Raw genomic sequence first — 15,268 nt, 5'->3', positions numbered from 1 at the left:
GCGATTCACTCTCTGTCACAGACTGCTTCGCGACAGGTGACTGATGATCACGGCGATCAACTCCTGCTACAAAGACTGTTTCGCCGCAGGTCTCTGATGGTGCCGGAGTGCTGCAGTTCTCTCGTGTTCAGCGAGCGATGGACCTTGCATCGCTCCGCGATTCTTATGCGTTGCTGTTGGAGCCGTCTCCGCAGCGGTACTTCGCTTCGATGGCCATGACCTTTTGGAATCGCCGCTTGAATCGTTCTTCCGTTGCCTGGAACTTCGCGTTCAGAAATGAATCAACCACTTCGTAGGCCAGGGCCGAGCCGATGATGCGCGCGCCCAGCACAACGACGTTCATATCATCGTGCTCCACGCCCTGGTGCGCGGAATAGGTGTCGTGACACATGCCGGCACGAATGCCGGGGATCTTGTTGGCGGCGACGCAGACGCCTACGCCGGATCCACAGATGAGAACGCCGCGCTGCGCAACGCCTTCATTGATTGCGTTTCCGACCAACTCGGCGAAATCGGGATAGTCGTCTGGGGCATTGCCGTTGAAGGCGCCGAGATCCACGACCTCATGCCCTTTCTTGCTTAGGTACGCGCGCACGTCCTCTTTTAGAGGAAAACCGGCGTGGTCCGCGCTGATGACTAACTTCACGTGCACTCCTTGGAGTGCAGGGAGTGGGGAGCGGGGAGCAGGGAGTAGAAGGCGTGCACCGGGCGGCAGGCACAACGTTCTATTCCCTACTGCCTATTCCCTATTCCCTGCTCTTAATCAGCTTTTTGGCCTGCTCGGCTACGTTCGGCCCGGTGAAGCCGAGCTTTTCGAGGACGGTGGGTCCGGGGGCGGAGGCGCCAAAGCGATCGAGCCCGATGATGCCGCCGTCTTCGCCAACATATTTGTACCAGCCTAGCGGCGAACCTGCTTCGACAGCCAGCCGGGGGAGATTGTGGGGCAGGACGCCGGCTTTGTACGCGGCGCTCTGCTCGTCATAGATTTCCCAACTGGGCATGCTGACCACGCGGGCGCGAATGCCTTCCCGCTCCAGCAGCTTCTTCGCGTCCATGCAGGGCCAGACCTCCGCGCCTGTGCCGATGAGGATGACCTGCGGATTCTCCGCGTCTTCAAGGATGTATGCGCCCTTGCTCACGCCGGCATAGACGTCCACCCTGGCGGGGTCGATGACGGGCAGGTCCTGGCGGCTGAGGGCCATGAAGGCGGCTCCATTGCGCTCCAGCATCAGGCGCCAGCAGGCGGTGGTCTCGTTGGCATCGGCGGGCCGATAGTCGGTGAGGTCGGGCACCGCGCGCAGCATCATGAGGTGCTCGATGGGCTGGTGCGTGGGGCCGTCCTCACCCAAACCGATGGAGTCGTGTGTGTAAATGAACAGCGAGTGCGCGCGGGCTAACGCGGCAAGGCGCAGTGCAGGCTTGCAGTAGTCGCTGAAGCAGAAGAAGGTTGAACCGTATGGCACCAGGCCTTCATGCGCGGCCATGCCGTTGACTGCGGCGCACATGCCAAACTCGCGCACGCCGAAGAAGACGTTGCGGCCGGCGGGGTCCTCGGCGAAGTGCGGGCTGTTTTTGAAGATGGTTTTGGTGGAGGCGGTAAGATCGGCAGCCCCCCCAAACAGCTCCGGCACGTCGTTCGCGATGGCGTTCATGATGGTGTTGCCGGCGTTGCGGGTGGCTATCTTCTTTTCCGTGCCGAAGGTGGGCAGCGACTTCTCCCAGCCCGGCTTGCGCTTGTTGACGACGGCGCGCTTGAACTGCTCAGCGAGCTCGGGATTCTCTTTGGCGTAGGCATCGAAGCGTGTCTGCCATTCGGCTTCAGCCTGCTTGCCGCGATCGACGGCCTGGCGCCAGTTCTTGAGGGCGTCTTCAGGGATGTAGAAGCTCTGGTCCTCAGGGAATCCGAAGAACTTTTTGGTGGCCGCGACGTTGGCGGCACCCAGGGCTTCGCCGTGGACCTTGTTGGTGCCGGCCAGGGGGCTGCCATAGCCGATGATGGTGCGCACGGCGATGAGCGAGGGCTTGTCGGTGACTGCCTTGGCTTCTTCGATAGCCTTCTCAATCGCGACGAGGTCGTTGCCGTCGGAGACGCGAGAGGTGTGCCAGTGGTAGGCATCGAAGCGCTTCAGCACGTCCTCGGTGTAGCTCCATTCGGTGGGGCCATCGAGGGAGATGAGGTTGTCGTCGTAGAGAACGATGAGTTTGCCGAGGTGGAGGGTGCCTGCCAGCGAAGCCGCTTCGTGCGAGATGCCTTCCATCAGATCGCCATCGCCACAGAGGACGTAGGTGTGGTGGTCGACGATGGTGTGGGCGGGCTTGTTGTAAACCGCGGCGAGGTGCTTTTCCGCGATGGCCATGCCGACCGCCATGCCGAAGCCCTGGCCGAGAGGGCCGGTGGTGACTTCCACGCCTTCGGCCTCGCCGCTTTCCGGATGGCCTGGCGTCTTGGAGTGCCACTGGCGGAATGACTTCAGATCGTCCAGCGAAAGGCCGTAGCCGGCCAGGTGCAGCGTGGAGTACAACAGCGCGGAAGCATGTCCGTTGGAGAGCACGAAGCGGTCGCGGTCGGACCACTTCCAGTGCGTGGGGTTGTGCTTCATCAGCTTGTGATAGAGCAGGTAGGCGATGGGGGCGCAGCCCAGGGGGGCACCGGGGTGGCCGCTGTTGGCCTTCTGCACCGCATCCACGGCGAGCAGTCGCAGGGTGTCGATCGACAATTGGTCAAGAGAAACGCTCGCAGGGCTGGTCGTCATTCCATCGTCCTTTCAGTGTGAGTCAGAAATCGTTGAGTAAAGCCATTTACTTTGATACGATCTCGACGTTTCCATTGTATCCAAGCCATCGGCCTGACTCCGGCCAGTGCAAAGTCCATGATATCCGGCTCGCCCCGGTGTCTGTATCAAGGTCTGCACTGAAGCCGGCGCTGCCCAGTCCGCGGCTCTGGGTGGTATGGGTCGAGTTCCAGCCGTCGGTGGTCCACAGCAGTTCAAAGCGGTCCCCGTCTAGGATGCGGAGGGTGTCTCCGGCGTTTACTCTTTGGATCGGACGGCGGACGGACCAGATTTCCAATCCGCGCCTTACGGTGCGCTGTCCGTCCTCCGTGCAGTAGCGATCGTGGACGGGTGTTACGCGATCAAAGACTTTGCCGTCGAGGGCGGAGCGAAGCAGCTTGAGATATTCGGCGTGGGCCCATACCAGCGGTGTGGCCGATCCGGCGGGCTTGCCTGTAAACAGTCCATGCTCGGGCATGTCGCGATCGTCCCAGACCTGCTCCGGCAGCATCTGGCCGGGGGTGGCGAACTGCTCATAGATGCGGATGTGGCTGGAGATGTCATGGCCGGCGGCCAGTTCGTAATGGGCACGTTCGCCGGTGAGCAGAGGCCAGGGCCGTCCTTGTCCCCAGGCGTGAAAAGCGCCTCCGTCCGCGGTTTCGCCGTAGCCGTCGAAGTTGTAGCGCAGCCAGGCGGAACCCTGGGGCAGTTCGCGTTTCAGCACGGCATCGACGACTTTGAGCGAATCGACCATGAGCGGGTCGTCGGCGCGGCGAATGCCGTAACGGACCAGCTCGAGGAAGCCGCCATCAATGATCTCGCGCGCCTCGAACTGGCAGCGGGTGCCGGGAGGGCGGTTGTTGAGGCGGATCATTTCAGTGCCGCAGCTCTCACACCAGTAGGCCTCGCCGGCTTCAGGCGGACGGACGCGCATGTAGTGGCGTTTTACCTCGGGCAGCAGGACGCCGTCGTTGGTGACGGTCCAGTCTTCGAGGTGGCCTTCGATCCAGTCGGCGAACTCTTCGAGGAACTCGGCAAGTTCAGCGCCGCCGTGGTCGCGGATCATCTCCGCTGCGCAGATGAGGGAGGCAATCACGGCTGCGAGCGTGGAGGGCGAGTAGCCGGCGTTCTCCTCCCAGCGCTCCTGGTGGGTGATGGGCGCTTTGCGGACGAGGAACCCGGCAGCGCGCTCCACAAAAGGAAAAATGTCCATCTCGCCGAGGCCGTTGGCTTTCCAGAGGCGCCACGCGAGAATGATGGGGAAGGCGACTTCATCGAGTTGCACGCCGCTCCAGTAGGGGCTGCCGTCCACCCAGAAATTCTGCGCAAAGCCGCCGTCGGGCTGCTGCGTGCAGGCGAGGTAGACGAGGGCGCGGCGGGCGGTTTCGACACGGCCGCAGGCCAGCATGGCGGTGGCGGTCTGCACCATGTCGCGGGTCCAGACGAGGTGATAGCCGCCGAGGTCGTCGTCACTTTTGGCATTGCCCCAGGGGATGGACGCGGAAGCGACGAACGCGCCGGAGTAGGTCTTGTCTTCATGGGCCAGCAGGACGTTATGGCTGGCGCGCATGAGCAGGCCGCCGTCCTGGGCTTTTTCTGCGAGCCACTCAGGATTGGCGGCGCGCTGCCACTGGGCGATGAATCTTGATTTGTGCTGCTCGTAGGGCATCACGAGCGCGCTCATGGTCTTCTGCAGGGCGGTGTGCATCGTGTCGCCGATGCCCACGGCCACGGTGAACTCCCGCGCGCCATCGGCTTTGCCGCAGTTGCGTGCGCAGTCGAGGTTGAGCTCGCCCAGCAGCGCGATGTTGCCGTTGATGGCAGAGCCGAATTCCCTGGTGATGCCGAAGTCTTCCATCACGTCGCGCCAGCCGTCGCTTGCGCCTACGAAGCCGCAGCTCACGCGCATGAAGCCGCAGGTTGCGCCCATGGCCAGCGTGAATGGGTCTTTCCAGGCGGTGAGCATCTTGTGGCCGGCGACGTCTACGGCACGCGCGGAGTTGCCGGCGCCGCCGCCATCAAGGTGGGGGGCGAGAAGCGCGTAGATATGGAGGCGGTCGACGAGCTCCGGATCGCCCTCCAGCCGCACATGCGTCAGCAGGACCGAGTGATGCGGGTCGCAGATGATCTCTTTGATCAGCGCGTAGCGGCCTTCGCGGTCGCGGTTGGTGTAGCGGACGCCAAGGGTCTCGGCGTGGATGTACTCGAACTCGGAATCGAGGTCGCGCTTTTCTTCGTGGGCAAAGGTCTCGCCATCGGTGATGAGGAAACCCATGTCGCGGACCTGGGGATGGTCGATGGTGGGGTGATAGAGCTCGTTGACGATGCCGTGGGAGCAGGTGAACCAGAGGCGCGACGAGGCTGAGTAGGCTGTGCCCACGGCGTCTTTGACGGCGGAGGTCCAGCGGGGCTCAAGGCCGGGCGCGCCGGGGGCTTCGCCATCCTGTTGCAGCCAGCGATAGAGGGAGTGTCCGTTCATGAGGGGTTGTGCTTCATTTCAGCTCGAACCGCGGGGAAAGCTGCACTGTGATGCTAACTGGTCAGGATGCCGCAGACGGAGCGGAGTTTCGCTTTTCAGAGCGGGACGGGAAAGAATCCCGGGGCGGTGCTGGCGCATCCACCCAAGCGAAGTTGTTGATTCCGAATCGCTGCGTGTCCGCGTGGCATACCCCCAACCAGCTACAATTTCCGAGCTACAATTTCCGATGGAGGAGATTCCCCACAATGGCATACGAATTACCCCCGCTTCCTTACGATTACCCGGCGCTCGAGCCAACTATCGATGCCGAGACCATGAAGCTCCACCACGACAAGCACCACCAGGCGTACGTGACCAACGCCAATGGCGCGCTGGAGAAGCATCCGGAGCTGGCGTCGAAGACGGCGGACGAGCTGCTCGCCGACCTGAATGCGATTCCCGAGGACGTGCGCACGGTGCTGCGCAACAACGCCGGCGGCCACTCCAACCACTCGATGTTCTGGGCCATCATGGGTCCCGCGGGCCAGAACGGCAGCGCACCCACAGGAGCGCTGGCGGACCAGATCAAAGCCGACTTTGGCGACTTTGAGAGCTTCAAGAAGACATTCAACGAGACCACCGCCAAACAGTTTGGCTCCGGCTGGGGCTGGCTGGTTTGGAAGGGCGGCAAGCTCAGCATCATCACCACGCCCAACCAGGACTCGCCGCTGTCGCAGGGGCTGTATCCGATTCTGGGAAACGACGTGTGGGAGCACGCCTACTATCTGAAATACCAGAATCGCCGGCCAGAGTACCTGGCTGCGTGGTGGAACGTGGTGAACTGGAGCGAAGTGGCCAAGCGCTTCGAAACGGCGAAGGGATAAGTTCACAGTTCGTAGTTCACAGTTGTGCCTTCAGCGGGTGGACGGCTGTGAACTATGAACTCGGAACAGGTGCACTGCGGGTGTGCACCGCAAAGCAACGCGGATGCCGCTCGACCCATCTTTACGACTCGGGATAAAAGGAGTCGTGTAGATGAAAGTATTCCAAGGGAAGTTCGGCCGGAAGATTCTTCTGGCGGCGGCATCCCTGACGGTTTTCTCGATCATGCCGGTGGCCGGGCGGGCTTCAGCGGCGATGGCTCAGGATGGTTTTACGGTTCCCTGGGCACAGCCGCCTGCGGAGTTCAAGGACGTGCAGCGCAAGGGATTTCATGCGGGCGTCCAAGCGGCCATCAAGGATTACGACAAGCACCGCGAGCCCGACCTGGAGAGGCACAAGGAGTACGTGCATCCCAAGGTGGACCGCAGCTACGTTCCCGACTATCGCGAGGGTTTCAAGCGCGGCTATGACGACGCGCTGAGGCATCTCACCAAGACGCACGGCCACGCGTCGTAAGCGGGCGGTGCGCAGCGCGTGCATTTTGAGCGTTCTACGCTCGTGATGCGGACGGGCGGACGACCTCGAAAATTCTCATAAAGCAACACGGAATCAGGGTCGGCCCATCTCTTGCATCTGGAGCGCAAGGAGGACCAACGATGAATATGAAATGGTTTTCGATCGCGGCACTCACAGTTTCGCTTGCGGCGCCCGCGAGCATGCTGACGGCCAAAGCCCACGCAGCGGCTTTGCCGGCCGCGACAGGCCTTTACCAGGACCGTCCGTGGGACAATCCTCCGGACGAGTACCGCGATGTACAGAAGCAGGGTTTTCGCGACGGCATTGAGGCAGCCCGGAAAGACCGGGAGCGCCACGATCACAAGGACGCGGATGATCACGAGCGGTTCCGTCATCCACCGGTGGACCGGCAGTTCACGCATGACTATCGGGACGCGTTCAAGCGCGGATACTCCGAAGCCATGCACCACATGAAGGATGAGCACGAGATGGATCGGCGCTAGAGGCGAGAACGCAAGGAAGCCTGGCGCGAAGGCGCCGGGCTTTTGTGTGGGCGATGTGTTTACTACAAAGTAAACATGACGGGCACCTGTGGCCTTCAGGCATTCCGGGCAGGGACCACCTGCGGTGGGGCCAACTGCGGCTTCGCCGCCTCCATTCTCAGAGGAGGGAGGGGGTGGGGGTGCTGATTTCGGGATTCTCCGGGGAGAATGCCGCTGTAGAGCTGTTCCAGAATGCGGTCTATCTCTTTTCGATTGATGAGCGGAGGAGTTGTGGAGGGCTTTCGAGGCGCCGCCACGACCTGCGCCACCTGCGCCACCTGCGGTGGGGCCAACTGCGGCTTCGCCGCCTCCATTCTCAGAGGAGGGTGGGGGGTGGCTGTGATGCTGCCAACCGCGGCCGGCTGCATCCAAACCATGTCATCCAAACCATGTCATCAACCATGTCATCCAAACCATGTCATCAACCAAGTCATCAAAACCATCTCATCAAAACCATGTCATCCTGAACGCAGTGAAGGATCCGCGGTTGCCTTTGGGAATTTCGGGCGGCATTACTTCCGAGTCGGCCACTAAACAACCCTAACTCGCTCCGGGTGTATCACCGCCGATGCGGAAGCCCCGGCGCCCGAAGTTATTCGGTGTGAGGCACCCACCTTGTGAACGCCCATAGCACAGAATTAGCACAAACAACGAGAGGCATTTGTAAGCGATTGATTCTACTAAGCGTGCGACCTTATATTTGTAACAGGGCACGACTTCAGTCGTGCCGATAAGTTGCATTGAGAATGCGAGGGCTTTAGCCCCTGCAACAGCTGACTTACCGCAAAAGACCACCTTTTCCAAACGCTTCACAAGAGGAAGGTGCCTGATTGCCTCACTACGCAGCTTCAGTCTCCACTGCAGACGTCCGACGGGTTCCGAAGGCTGCGGCTAGCAGGCTAAGGCCCGCGCCAACACGGCCTTGGGCTTGCGCATGATTGCATCGGTACGAACGGGATGAGACGGCATGAACAAACCAGCCTGGCGTGAATCGGTAGTCGAATACATCGGCGCGGAGGCCGCGCCTCACGACAAGTTCGGCCATCAGCCGCGCCTCTACGCGCTGACTCGGATCATCGGTGAAGGCATGGAATACGACGACGACGTGGTGTTTGCGGCAGCATGGATGCACGACCTCGGCGTCTTCCTCGGTCACCGCCCCGCCGACCCGGAAGAACTGGCGCGCTGGAATCATGTGCCCTACACCATCGCGCGCTGCCGCGAATTCCTTCCCCGCTGGGGATTCCCTCGGGAGAAGCTCGAAGCGGTGGCAGAGGCGATCCGTACCCACCAGCCGCACGACAGCCCCCTCACCGCGGAGGCGACCCTGCTCCGCGACGCCGACATCCTGGAGCAGCTTGGCGCCATCGGCGCGCTCCGAGCCCTGGTCAAAGTAGGCCGTGACACCCGCTATCCCACCTACTCCCAGGTGGTGCCAGTCCTGTTGCGCGCGGTGGAACGATTACCGGAGCAGATCCGCCTGGAGAAGGCGCGTAAGCTGGCCCAGCCAAAAGTCGCGGCGCTCAAGGCGTTTCTTGAGGCTATACACTCCGAAGCGGGCGAGTTGCTGTTTTAGGGTCCGCATCGCGCGTAAGCTCCGCTCGCTTTAATCCTTCTTCCGGGTGTTCATTTCCGGCCAATGGTTTTCACCTGCGGACGAAATCGATTTCGCAGCGCGCGCCTAAGCTCCTGCCCTGCATCAGATCCGTACCGGATGAGTTTGGCCGGATAGCTGCTGTCTTCAACGGGATGGTTTCCCCTGCCGTCCGGCCGTCCTGATCTGCTTTCGCGCCGGGCAGCGCCGTTCCCTACCGGAGGTTGCAAATGAAAGTCCTGCTGCAGGACGCGCGCTTTGCGCTTCGCCAGATGATGCAGAAGCCCGGCTTTACTCTGCTGGTCGTTCTCACCATGGCCTTGGGGATTGGCGCCAATGTGGCTATCTTCAGCGTGCTGGATGCGGTGCTGTTGCGCCCGCTGCCCTACCCCAAGCCCGACAAGCTCATCAAGGTCTGGACGCGCTTCACCGGCATCGGTGCGCCCAACGACCAGAACTGGGTCTCCGCGCCGGAGCTACGCGACATGCGGCAGTTGCAGCACAGCTTCAGCGACATGGCAGCCATGCAGGCCGACTCCGTGAATCTCGGGGTCAAGGGCAGCCCGCAGCGGGTGCTGGGAGCAGCCGTCTCGCCCAGCCTCTTCGGGATGCTGGGCACGCAGCCGCTGCTGGGGCGGACCTTCCTCGCCGAAGAGGCGCAGCCAGGACGCGAGAAAGAGGTCCTGCTTAGCTACGGCCTGTGGCGGCGGGTCTTCGCCTCCAATCCCAACATCGTGGGCGGCACCGTCGATATCGACGGCGTCGGCATGACCGTGGTCGGCGTCATGCCCGCAAGCTTCGGCTATCCAAACGACACCGAGATCTGGGCTCCCCTGGCCTTTAGCCCCGACGACCTGAGCGAGAACAGCCGCGGGGGCCACGGCCTGGAAGTGCTGGCGCGCCTGCGCGACGGCGTCTCCCTGGCCCAGGCGCAGGGCGACATGGACCGCGCGGCCCGGACCATCCTCGAGCAGCACGCTTCCTATCCCTACAGCAAGTTCAACTTCGGCATCATCCTCCACCCGCTGCTGGAGGAGACCGTGGGCGACGTCAAACCCTCGCTGCTGGTCCTGATGGCGGCCGTGGGACTGGTGCTGCTGATCGCCTGCGCCAATATCGCCAACCTGCTGCTTGCGCGAGCTACCGAGAGGCAGCGCGAGATCGAGACGCGGATGGCGCTCGGCGCGAGCGGCGGACGCGTGGCCCGGCAGTTGCTCACTGAAAGTGTGATGCTGGCCCTGGCCGGCGGCCTGGTGGGACTGGCCGTGGCGCCTCTCGCTTTAAAAGGGCTCGTTGCCATCGCCGCCAAGTCCCTCCCGCGTGCGGTGCATACCTCGATTGACATGCCCGCGCTGGCCCTGACACTCATGGCTTCTCTGGCCACCGGGATTCTCTTTGGCCTCGCGCCCGCCGTGCAGGTCGCACGCAAGCGCAACTTCGACGGCCTGCGCACCGGCCGCAACACCGAAGGCCGGCAGCCCAAGCGGCTGCGTAGCGCCCTGGTAGTCTGCGAGACCGCGCTCTCGTTGCTGCTGCTGGTAGGTGCGGGGCTGCTGCTGCGCAGCTTCGCCGAGGTGCTGAAGGTCGATCCCGGATTCAAGCCGGAAGGCGTGCTGACCATGCGCGTCTCGCTGCCCCAGGCGGTCTACGGCAAACCTGAACAGGTTCGCGCCTTCTATAGCTCTCTAACCGAGCGCGTGCAGAACCTGCCCGGCGTGGAGGCAGCCGGCGCGGTGTCCGCCCTGCCCTTGGGCGATCCCGGCGGATCAGGCACCGTTACCGTCGATACCCAGTCCGTACCGCTGGAGGAGCGCACCCCGGAAGCGGATATGCGGACCGCGACGGCGGATTACTTCCGCGCCATGGGAATCCCCCTGGTCGCCGGGCGCGCCTTTGAGCTGCGCGACGCCGACGGAGCCCAGCGCGTCGCAATGGTCGACGAGAGTTTCGCGCAGACCTACTGGCCGGGCCAGGATGCAGTGGGCAAGCGGGTTCACTTCGGCGGCGTAAAATCCACTTCGCCCTGGATGACAGTGGTAGGAGTGGTGCGGCATGTGCACAATCGCACGCTGGAAGCAAGGTCGCGGGTAGAGATCTATGCGCCGGAGGCCCAGATGCCCTTCAACGGCATGACGCTGGCGGTACGGACCGCGGGCAATCCCTCAACCCTGGCGCCCACCATCGAGCGCGAGGTGGCCGGGATCGATCCAAATCTGCCCGTGTACCGCGTGCGCACCATGACCGAGGTGATGGGCGAGTCAGTGCAGCGCCGCCGGCTCGCTCTGATCCTGCTCGAGGTGTTTGCGGGCCTGGCGCTGGCGCTGGCCGGCGTCGGCATCTACGGCGTGACCTCGTACGGTGTGGCGCAACGCCAGGTGGAAATCGGCGTGCGCATGGCTCTGGGCGCGAACCGCGGCCAGGTGCTGCGCATGATGATCGCCGGCGGCATGGCGACGATCGCAGTGGGGCTGGCGATCGGCGTGCTCCTGGCGCCGTTGATAACCCGCATGATGAAAGGATTGCTCTTCTCTGTGCGGCCGGCTGATCCTCTGGCCATCGCCGGTGGCGCGGCCGTGCTGGTGGCCGTGGCCTTCCTCGCAATCCTCATTCCGGCGCGGCGGGCCACCCACGTGAGCCCCATGACCGCTCTGCGCTACGAGTAGCTGGTGAGCAGAGTGAGCCTCGGCATGAGGCTCACTGCTGTCATCAAGGTTCACACTCCTTTGTAATAACTTTCTTTGAAATCTATCTATCTATTGCTTGGGCTGTTTGGGTGGGGCGGGCTGCTGGCCCGGCGTCGCGGGCTGGTCGGTCTTCACTTCCTGGCCGTCATAAATAATCTTCGAAGTCGATCCGAACTGCTTGTAATCGGTGTACTTGATCACGTCGCGGATGTGAACATCGTCGCCCATGTAACCCTTTCCGCCGGCGAAGTGGAGAACGCCCTCCCCTTTGGTGTAGACCGGGAACCAGTAATGGCCGTCCACCTGGGCCCGCCAGGTCATGAACGGCGGGTGCAGGTCTTCGCTGCCCCTCTTGGTGTTGTCGGGAACCATGCGGCCATTGGTCACAACAATCTGCATCTCCGATTGATCCACCCACACACGCCCCAGAAAATAGCGCTTGTTCTTGAGGATCTGCTTGGGCGCGACGTCGAACACGTAGCAATCCACCTCGTCCACCTTTTGCCGCCCCACGTAGCTGACGTTGTAGGCCTGGATCTCCTGCGTGGTGAGTACGAACGGATAGCCGCGCTGAATGTCCTGCATGTCGGAGGGGCTCATCATCACCCGCTGCAGGCTGCTTTCGGGTGCAAAGACGGTGCGTTCCGTGCGGCGTCCGTCCGGCGTGAAAGTGACGTCATCCACCTCGTACCACTCGCCGTCCACTTTCTTGGTATCGTCGTCAACCGTCTGCACGCGCGCCTGGCGCTGGTATGTGTAGTGATTCAGCGCTTCCTGGAACTCCGCCTCTTTGGCCGCAAACTTTTTGATGATCTCCTCAGGCTGGATGGTGGGCGGCGTCAGGTCGAGCCGGCTGAAGCCGGCGTCGAGCGGCATCGGCGTGAAGGAGTCCCTGTCCTGGGCGGCGGCCAAACAAGGCAAGGCCAGCGGAATGGCTAGTGTGAGGGCGGACAGGGGGAGAACCCAGCGGTGGGGGGAAGTCATCGTTTGTGCTCCGAAGCTGTAGATACCGGCAGAGTTCGCCTGAGGCGTTTCATCATACGCCGTCGTCTACAACGTTAGACGCATGGACACTGAGGGCGGGTGCCACGATAATCATGCCGGGGGCGCCAGGACCCGCAACCCTGTGCAATTGAACCACATGCAATTCCTCCCGAGGAATTACACAGAAGGGATTCCCCACTTCGATGCCGGATTGGTATCAGATGCCTGCGCTGATCTTGACGGCGCTGCTGCTGCCTGCCTTTGGTCATCTGTACTGGCGCACACGCGATACGCGTAACCTTCTCTGGTTCCTCGCGTTCTGCTTTGTGCTGGTGCGGATGTCTTTGCTTTACCCGTTCTCCGTATGGCAGATGTGGGACAGCCCCCGCCCCTGGATGGCAGCCGTTGCGCAGTCGTGCGCGATGCTGGCATCCGGCCTCTTCCTCGCCTCCCTTTCGCCGCTCTCGTTCCGCATCGGCAAAATGCGGATACTCTACGTCATCCCCTTCATTCTCCCCCTGATCGTGTATGCGCTCCTCAGTTATGGGCTCTATCGCCAGGTGACCCCCCACGGTCTGTTCTTCTGGATCTTCCCCCTGTTGGCCGCCCTATCCATTGTGGTTGCTTTGTTTTGGGGCAATGCCAGGGGAACGCTCCCGCCGGCGCTGGCGATCGCCGCGTGCGTGATGTTTGGCGGCGCCGCTCTGTGGCTCTACTTCAAGACCGGTGTGTTCTGGCCACTGGTAATGGCTGAATCGGGCATTCACGTCATGGCTGCCCTCCTCGTGCTTTCGGTGTTCCGGCGGCTATCGCCCGGTGTGGTCCTCAGCATGCTCGGATTCGCGGTGTGGGCCATGCCCATCCTGCTGATCTTCCCGGCTTCTCACCTGCCCCTGGTGAGTCTTTGGCTGTTACGCGCCATCGTCATGTCCAAGGTGGCGGCGGCCCTGGGGCTGATTGTGCTGGCGCTGGAGTCCGAGCTCGCCATCAATGCGGCCGCCGGAGCGAGGGAACGCCGCGCACGCCGGGAGATGGAGGCGTACGGCGGACTCTCCCTCACACGCCAGCGCGTTGAGGATTTTGACCGCCAGGCTGACCAGATCTGCAAGGCCATTGCGGAGAATAGCCGCTTCTCGCAGGCCGCGCTGCTGCTGCTGCATCCATTGGGGATGTACCGGATCGCCGGCTCGGCGGGGCTGGATAGCGCCGCCTTTCGGGCTTTGGACTCCCTGGCGCTGCGCATTCCTGTGGCCGACTTCCTCACCTTTTCCAAACCCGTCGCGAACGGGGTGACAGTGTACCTGGATCTCCGCCCCTGGCTCACCCCGGGAGATGACCTGATGCGCCTGCACTTTACTTCCGCGCTGGCTACGCCGATGCACGGCCGCACCGCCATTGAAGGAGCCCTGCTGGTTGCGGGGATGCGGGAGCCCGAAGACCCGCTGCGGCCCGACGACCTGGCTCCCATCGAAATTCTGGCCTCCCGGCTGCAGTCCATGCGCAGCCAGACCAGAATGCTCGAGAAGCTGATTGACTCCGAGCGGTTTGCCGGTCTGGGTCAACTGGCGGGCAACGTCACACAGCAGTTGAACAATCCCCTGACAGTGATTTTGGGATACGCATCGCTGCTGGAGGATTCGCCCCGTATGGACACCCAGGAGCTGAAGGCGGTCGACTCGATCCTCGGCGCGGCGCGGACCATGCGCTCCACCCTCGAGAGCCTGCACCGCGTGGCCCGCGCGCCCAGCGCTCAGTTGGCTAAGGTGTCCGTAACCGAGATGCTGATGGACATGGAGCGCCTGCACCGCTCCGAATTCCTCCAGCGGGCCATCGAGTTCCGCTTGCGGGTGGACGAGCACCTGCCCCAGGTCCGCGCGCATGCCCAGCAGTTGCGCCAGGCGGTGCTGCACTGCCTCCAGTACGCCATGGACGCGGTGGAGCATGTGGAAGAATCGAGCGACCGGACCGTGAGCCTGGAGGCAAAGCCCGACGGCAAGCACGTGGAAATCATGATTGCCCACAGCGGGCCTGCCTTCGAGCACCCCGAGCGGGCGTTCGACCCGTTTGTGCCGCCCCAGGCAGGCAGCGGCGAGGCCGCCGGGCTGGGCCTGAGCCTGTGCGCCACCATCATGCAGGACAACAGCGGTAGCGCAAAGGCCGTCAACCTCGTCCCGCGGGGCGCGGCGATCCTGCTGGAACTGCAAGGGGCCTGAAGTCAGACGGGATGCAGCGTCGCCTGTCTGACCGCTCCCCTGTGACCGCCGGCACAGTCCATAGGTTCACTCTGGTGCACAATAGATTCCCTCGACCATGCTATGTTCCACGCCATCCCGCCCAGCAGCTCTCTGCCATCGCGCCGGCCCGCGCCAGCATGTTTACTACAAAACTAATAGGGTTTCCCCTCCATTCGCTGCATAAAACGCGCAGCAATATATCTTGCAAATCTATTAATACACGCGAGTTATCAAAATAAATCCTGTTACATCAATCTTCGCCCCGAACCCGAATAAAATACGAGGAACCGGCGAAACATTGGCGCCCCGAGCGAAGGCAAAATAAGAACAAAACTTACCGATGAGTAACTATGGGAAATTTGGCGTATCCGGCGGAGGCCTCGTGACCGGCCAATCTTTGCAGCGTCCGAACTCCGCAGAGGCTCCAACAAAGCCAGATCCCCCCGGCTCCCCGACAGAGGGCTACTGTAGACTCCCCTTCCGCCCGATCCACCACGCCTTGATGAACTTCCAATGGATGTACACGGAATGGTTCAGGTGCAGCAGCAGGCCCTCGCGCCCATCCAGAAATCCCAATCGGAAGAAGTAGTTATAGAGGAACGT

The 15,268-nt window shown here is 62.4% G+C and carries 11 protein-coding genes; 6 read left to right on the top strand and 5 right to left on the bottom strand.

Annotated elements, in window-relative coordinates; all coding sequences use genetic code 11:
* Nucleotides 1–163: 163 nt before the first annotated feature.
* The 3 genes from rpiB to VGL22_RS11945 form a co-directional block, all read right to left on the bottom strand.
* Nucleotides 164–646 carry a ribose 5-phosphate isomerase B gene (rpiB, locus tag VGL22_RS11955; protein WP_465267156.1) on the bottom strand — a complete coding sequence of 161 codons (483 nt, stop codon included), beginning with the start codon at nt 644–646 and terminating at the stop codon, nt 164–166.
* Nucleotides 647–746: 100 nt separating this feature from the next.
* Nucleotides 747–2,753, bottom strand: coding sequence for a transketolase (gene tkt / locus VGL22_RS11950; protein WP_465267155.1), 2,007 nt, complete (start codon nt 2,751–2,753; stop codon nt 747–749).
* A 46-nt stretch (nt 2,754–2,799) separates the two neighbouring features.
* The gene (locus tag VGL22_RS11945; RefSeq protein ID WP_465267154.1) at nt 2,800–5,250 is read right to left on the bottom strand and encodes a glycoside hydrolase family 15 protein; all 2,451 of its coding nucleotides are present in this window, start codon (nt 5,248–5,250) and stop codon (nt 2,800–2,802) included.
* A gap of 245 nt (nt 5,251–5,495) precedes the next feature.
* On the opposite strand from VGL22_RS11945, the gene VGL22_RS11940 reads away from it, so the two are divergent.
* From VGL22_RS11940 to VGL22_RS11930, 3 genes are all read left to right on the top strand, one after another.
* Nucleotides 5,496–6,113, top strand: a complete 618-nt coding sequence (locus tag VGL22_RS11940) for a superoxide dismutase (RefSeq protein ID WP_465267153.1) — start codon at nt 5,496–5,498, stop codon at nt 6,111–6,113.
* Between the two features lie 151 nt (nt 6,114–6,264).
* The gene (locus VGL22_RS11935) at nt 6,265–6,627 is read left to right on the top strand and encodes a hypothetical protein (protein WP_465267152.1); all 363 of its coding nucleotides are present in this window, start codon (nt 6,265–6,267) and stop codon (nt 6,625–6,627) included.
* A gap of 146 nt (nt 6,628–6,773) precedes the next feature.
* Nucleotides 6,774–7,130, top strand: a complete 357-nt coding sequence (locus VGL22_RS11930) for a hypothetical protein (protein WP_465267151.1) — start codon at nt 6,774–6,776, stop codon at nt 7,128–7,130.
* 95 nt (nt 7,131–7,225) lie between these two features.
* On the opposite strand, the gene VGL22_RS11925 is transcribed toward VGL22_RS11930, so the two are convergent.
* Nucleotides 7,226–7,555, bottom strand: a complete 330-nt coding sequence (locus VGL22_RS11925) for a hypothetical protein (RefSeq protein ID WP_465267150.1) — start codon at nt 7,553–7,555, stop codon at nt 7,226–7,228.
* Between the two features lie 581 nt (nt 7,556–8,136).
* Between VGL22_RS11925 and VGL22_RS11920 the strand changes: the two genes are divergently transcribed.
* On the top strand, nt 8,137–8,745 hold the full coding sequence (locus VGL22_RS11920; RefSeq protein ID WP_465267149.1) for an HD domain-containing protein: 609 nt from the start codon (nt 8,137–8,139) through the stop codon (nt 8,743–8,745).
* A gap of 248 nt (nt 8,746–8,993) precedes the next feature.
* The gene (locus VGL22_RS11915; protein ID WP_465267148.1) at nt 8,994–11,426 is read left to right on the top strand and encodes an ABC transporter permease; all 2,433 of its coding nucleotides are present in this window, start codon (nt 8,994–8,996) and stop codon (nt 11,424–11,426) included.
* 90 nt (nt 11,427–11,516) lie between these two features.
* Here the strand turns inward: VGL22_RS11915 and VGL22_RS11910 are convergent, their stop codons facing one another.
* On the bottom strand, nt 11,517–12,431 hold the full coding sequence (locus VGL22_RS11910) for a LolA-like protein (protein ID WP_465267147.1): 915 nt from the start codon (nt 12,429–12,431) through the stop codon (nt 11,517–11,519).
* A gap of 221 nt (nt 12,432–12,652) precedes the next feature.
* Here VGL22_RS11910 and VGL22_RS11905 point away from each other — a divergent pair, with 221 nt between their 5' ends.
* Nucleotides 12,653–14,644 (top strand): sensor histidine kinase, encoded by a 1,992-nt coding sequence (locus tag VGL22_RS11905; protein ID WP_465267146.1) that lies wholly within the window; start codon nt 12,653–12,655, stop codon nt 14,642–14,644.
* Nucleotides 14,645–15,268: the final 624 nt, after the last annotated feature.

Source organism: Occallatibacter sp. (assembly GCF_036502485.1).
GTDB lineage: Bacteria > Acidobacteriota > Terriglobia > Terriglobales > Acidobacteriaceae > Telmatobacter.
Note: the sequence above shows the minus strand (reverse complement) of the source record. Positions and strands in the feature narration are given on the sequence as shown.

Coding starts and splice junctions, on each gene's coding strand:
- tkt (WP_465267155.1), bottom strand. CDS start 2,753: ATGACGACCAGCCCTGCGAGCGTTTCTCTTGACCAATTGTCGATCGAC.
- VGL22_RS11930 (WP_465267151.1), top strand. CDS start 6,774: ATGAAATGGTTTTCGATCGCGGCACTCACAGTTTCGCTTGCGGCGCCC.
- VGL22_RS11945 (WP_465267154.1), bottom strand. CDS start 5,250: ATGAACGGACACTCCCTCTATCGCTGGCTGCAACAGGATGGCGAAGCC.
- VGL22_RS11935 (WP_465267152.1), top strand. CDS start 6,265: ATGAAAGTATTCCAAGGGAAGTTCGGCCGGAAGATTCTTCTGGCGGCG.
- VGL22_RS11940 (WP_465267153.1), top strand. CDS start 5,496: ATGGCATACGAATTACCCCCGCTTCCTTACGATTACCCGGCGCTCGAG.
- VGL22_RS11905 (WP_465267146.1), top strand. CDS start 12,653: ATGCCTGCGCTGATCTTGACGGCGCTGCTGCTGCCTGCCTTTGGTCAT.
- VGL22_RS11920 (WP_465267149.1), top strand. CDS start 8,137: ATGAACAAACCAGCCTGGCGTGAATCGGTAGTCGAATACATCGGCGCG.
- VGL22_RS11915 (WP_465267148.1), top strand. CDS start 8,994: ATGAAAGTCCTGCTGCAGGACGCGCGCTTTGCGCTTCGCCAGATGATG.
- VGL22_RS11910 (WP_465267147.1), bottom strand. CDS start 12,431: ATGACTTCCCCCCACCGCTGGGTTCTCCCCCTGTCCGCCCTCACACTA.